The following is a 4,387-nucleotide window of genomic DNA, read 5'->3' as shown; positions in this document are numbered from 1 at the left end:
CCGCCGAGGAGGTGGAGCAGCTCATCACCTTCCCGCTGGAGACGACCATGAATGGTCTGCCCGGCGTGGAGTCGGTGCGCTCGACCTCGTCGGCCGGCCTGTCCTTCCTCTACGTCACCTTCGACTGGAGCACCGACATCTTCCGTGCCCGGCAGCTGGTGTCGGAGCGGCTGTCCTCGATGGAGGAAGGAATCGCCGAAGGCGTGGTGCCGCGCATGGGCCCGATCAGCTCGATCATGGGCGAGATCATGCAGATCGCCATTCCGGTCGATCCGAGCAAGATCAGCCCGATGGCCGTGCGCGAGTACGCCGACTGGGGGTTGCGCCCTCGGCTGCTGTCGGTGCCCGGCGTCGCACAGGTCATCCCCATCGGCGGCGAGGTGCGGCAGTTCCAGGTGCAGCCGAACACCACGCGCATGGCCGAGCTGGGCATCACGCATGACCAGCTGGAAGGCGCGCTGAAGGGCTACTCGTCCAACACCTCGGGCGGATTCCTGGAGCTGAACGGCCGCGAGTACCTGATCCGCAACCTCGGTCGCACTTCGCGCCTCGATGACCTGAAGAACCTGGCGCTGACCTCGAAGAATGGCCAGCCCCTCTGGTGGCCCCTCGGCCGGTGGGCTACCGCCCCCGCCCCCCCCCCGGGGGGCCACGCCGGGTACGAAGGCAAGCCGGCCGTGATCCTGGGCATCCAGAAGCAGCCGACCGCCGACACCATCGCGCTCACGAAGTCCATCGAAGAAGCACTGGTGGGGCTCAAAGCCTCGCTGCCGGCTGGCATGGAGGCGCCGCGCGTGACCTTCCGCCAGGCCAGCTTCATCGAGGCCTCGATCACCACGCTGCAGGGCAAGCTGATCGGCGCATCGATCTTCGTGGCTGTCATCCTGTTCTTCTTCCTGGGGACCTTGCGGCCGACCATCATCGCGCTGACGGCCATCCCGGTGTCGATCTTCATCACCGCGCTGGTCTTCAAGTATTTCGGCCTGTCGATCAACACGATGACGCTGGGCGGATTGGCCATCGCCATCGGCGGCCTGGTCGACGACGCGGTGGTGGGTGTGGAGAACGTGCTTCGGCGGCTGAAGGCCGACCGCGCGAACCATCCGCACAGTCGTCTGCACCCGATCGAGATCGTCGCGCACGCCACGATGGAAGTGCGGTCGGCCATCCTGTATGCGACGGTCATCATCGTGCTCGTCTTCATCCCGCTGTTCGCGCTGCCGGGGCTGGAAGGCAAGCTGTTCGTGCCGCTGGGCATCGCCTTCATCGTGTCGACGCTGGCCTCGCTGATCGTGTCGGTGACGGTGACGCCGGTGCTCAGCTTCTACCTGCTGCCGCGGATGAAGAACCTGGACCACGGCGACACCAAGGTCCTGGCCTGGCTGAAGGCGCGCTACCGCAGCAGCTTGCAGGGCGTGCTGGACCGGCCCAAGGCTGCCATGGCGGCGGCCGGTGCTGCCGTGCTGGTGGCCGCGGCCGCCGTGCCGTTCTTCCCGACGACCTTCCTGCCGCCCTTCAACGAGGGCACGCTGCTGATCGGCCTGCGGCTGAACCCGGGTGTCACCTTGACGGAGTCATCGGCGCTGGCCCGCCAGGCCGAGGTATTGGTCAAGCAGGTGCCCGAGGTCACGCACGTCGGGCGCCGCAGCGGCCGCGCCGAGCTGGACGAACACGCGGAGGGCGTGCACGTCAGTGAACTCGACGTGGGCCTCAAGCCCACCGCCGAGCTGACGCGCAGCATGGACGAGATCAAGGCCGACATCCGTGCGCGCCTGGTCAACCTGCCGGCCGCGCTGGAGATCGGCCAGCCGATCTCGCACCGCATCGACCACATGCTCTCGGGCGTGCGCTCGCAGATCGCGATCAAGATCTTCGGCGAGGACCTCGATGCGCTGCGTGGCCAGGCCGATGCCCTGCGGGCCAAGCTGGCTGCGATCCCAGGCATTGCCGACCTGCAGATCGAGAAGCAGGTGCTGGCACCGCAGATCAAGGTGCGCATCGACTACGCCGCGGCGGCGCAGTACGGCGTGCCGGCGCCGCAGGTGCTGTCGGCGCTGCAGGCACTGGTCGAGGGCGAGAAGGTCACCCAGATCGTCGAGGGCAGCCGGCGCTTCGCGCTGGTGGTGAAGCTGCCCGAATCGGCGCGCTCCGTCGAAGGGCTGGGCCAGATCCTGATCGAGACGCCGAACGGGCGCATCCCGTTGTCGAAGATCGCCACCATCGAGGACGGCGACGGCCCGATCCAGATCAGCCGCGCCGACGGCAAGCGGCGCATCGTGCTGTCGGCCAATGCGTCGGGGCGCGCTCTGTCGGAGATCGTGGCCGACATCCGCAAGGTGGTCGCCGAGACGAAGCTGCCCGAGGGCTACTTCATCACCCTGGGCGGCCAGTTCCAGGCCCAGGAGGAGGCCTCGCGGCTCGTCGGCCTGCTGTCCATCGTGTCGCTGACGCTGATGTTCGTGGTGCTCTACAGCCGCTACAAGTCGGCGGCGCTGTCGGCGCTGATCATGGTGAACATCCCGCTGGCCCTGGTCGGCGCGGTGATCGGCCTGTGGCTGTCGGGCCAGCCGCTGAGCGTGGCAGCCCTGGTCGGCTTCATCACGCTGGCTGGCATCTCGGTGCGCAACGGCATCCTGAAGGTCAGCCACTACATCAACCTGATGCGCTTCGAGGGCGAGTCCTTCGACCAGAAGATGATCCTGCGCGGCTCGCTGGAGCGGCTGAGCCCGGTGCTGATGACCGCACTGGTCACGGCTTTTGCGCTCGCCCCGCTGCTGTTCGAGGCCGAGCAGCCTGGTACCGAGGTGCTGCACCCGGTGGCCGTGGTGATCTTCTCCGGCCTCATCAGCTCGACCCTGCTCGACACCTTCCTCACGCCCGCGATGTTCTGGCTCTTCGGGCGCAAGCCGGCCGAAGCGCTGATGGACGACAAGGACGCTGAAGCGCTTTGATGGCGCATTGATCTCGGTTTCTGTTCACACCCACCCACCCGAAAGGACTCTCATGAAGACGCAAGCCTTCCTCGCCTCCATCACCCTCGCCCTGGCTGGTTCTGCCTTCGCCGCCGGTGACAAGCACGACCATGCCCACGAGCACAAGCCGCTGCATGGCGGCGTCGTGGTCGAGGTCAAGGACATGGACTACGAACTGGTGGCCAAGGCCACCGTGATCCAGCTCTACCTCCGTGACCACGGCAAGCCGGCCGACGTGTCCAAGGCCAGCGCGAAGGTCACGCTGCTGACCGGAACCGAGAAGCAGGAGGTGGAGCTGAAGCCGGCTGGCGACAAGCTCGAAGCCACTGGCAGCTTCAAGGTCGGTCCCGGGACGAAGGCCGTCGCGGTTGTGACCGTCGGCGGCAAGCCGGCCACCGCACGCTTTACCGTGAAGTGACCGCCATGACTGCCAGCCGACTGACCTCTGCCTCGGTGGTCTTGGTGGCCGGGTTGCTGGCGGGCTGTGCCACACCGCCCGCACCCGATCCCACCGCCGAGATCCCGTACTGCCACAAGACCAACAAGGGCCGCGTGATCACCTGCACCGCGGCCCCGGTGCCGAGCCTGAACGCCGATGCGCAGGCCAAGCAGTTCGCGCCTGACCCGAACGCGCTCACCGTCTACGTCGTGCGACGCAACTGGGGCGACGGCCGCAACTTCGTGAAGGTCCAGGCAGATGACGGAGCCGCCGTCGAGACCCTGCCGAACACGATGGTGCGCTACCGGCTGAAACCGGGCTCGCACACGATCGCCTTCGATTTCGAGGGGCAGCGTCCAGCGACGACGGTCGCGGGCAAGGCAGGCGAAGTGCGTTTTGTCCGGCTCGACGGCATGGTCTGGTCCTGGAAGAGCACGTTCACCTGGGCGACCGAGTCAGAGGACGCGATCCGCGAGCGCGCACGGAAGGCCAGGTTGGTGGCCGACTTGACGGTACGCTGACCGCACGAGGACATTTGCCCTGTTCATTGCCACGGCCCTGGCCGAGATCGTTGGCTGCTATCTGCCCTACCTGTGGCTGAAGCAGGGCAGGTCCGCATGGTTGCTCGTTCCGGCGGCAGCGAGCCTGGCCCTCTTCGCCTGGCTGCTCACGTTGCACGAGACAGCGGCGGGGCGGGTGTATGCGGCGTACGGCGGGGTCTACATCGGCGTCGCGCTGCTGTGGCTGTGGATCGTGGACGGCATCAGGCCGACGGCATGGGACGTGGCGGGCGTCGCCGTCGCGCTGACCGGCATGGGCCTCATCATGTTTCAGCCGCGCTGATCCACGGCCCAAGGCAGCAGCACGAACCCAGCTCTTCGGCCGGCGTTCTGCCCGATAGCGATCCAAGGACGACTCGTCGAGAAGTTTGCGTCAACTCTTCCAGAACGCATCCACAGCATTCATACGACGGCGC

3 protein-coding genes and 1 pseudogene are annotated in these 4,387 nt (G+C 66.9%); all 4 read left to right on the top strand.

Features of this window, described 5'->3' with window-relative positions; all coding sequences use genetic code 11:
• Positions 1-2,951, top strand: a 2,951-nt coding sequence (locus Q0632_RS15435) for an efflux RND transporter permease subunit (RefSeq protein ID WP_298931737.1), incomplete at its 5' end; no start/stop codon positions are given.
• A 52-nt stretch (positions 2,952-3,003) separates the two neighbouring features.
• Positions 3,004-3,390, top strand: a complete 387-nt coding sequence (locus Q0632_RS15430; RefSeq protein WP_298931735.1) for a hypothetical protein — start codon at positions 3,004-3,006, stop codon at positions 3,388-3,390.
• A gap of 5 nt (positions 3,391-3,395) precedes the next feature.
• Positions 3,396-3,932, top strand: a complete 537-nt coding sequence (locus Q0632_RS15425; RefSeq protein WP_298931732.1) for a hypothetical protein — start codon at positions 3,396-3,398, stop codon at positions 3,930-3,932.
• A 7-nt stretch (positions 3,933-3,939) separates the two neighbouring features.
• Positions 3,940-4,254 (top strand): annotated as a pseudogene (locus tag Q0632_RS15420) (YnfA family protein); the annotation flags it as partial.
• Positions 4,255-4,387: the final 133 nt, after the last annotated feature.

This window comes from uncultured Ramlibacter sp. (assembly GCF_936925435.1).
Classification (GTDB): domain Bacteria; phylum Pseudomonadota; class Gammaproteobacteria; order Burkholderiales; family Burkholderiaceae_C; genus Ramlibacter.
Note: the sequence above shows the minus strand (reverse complement) of the source record. Positions and strands in the feature narration are given on the sequence as shown.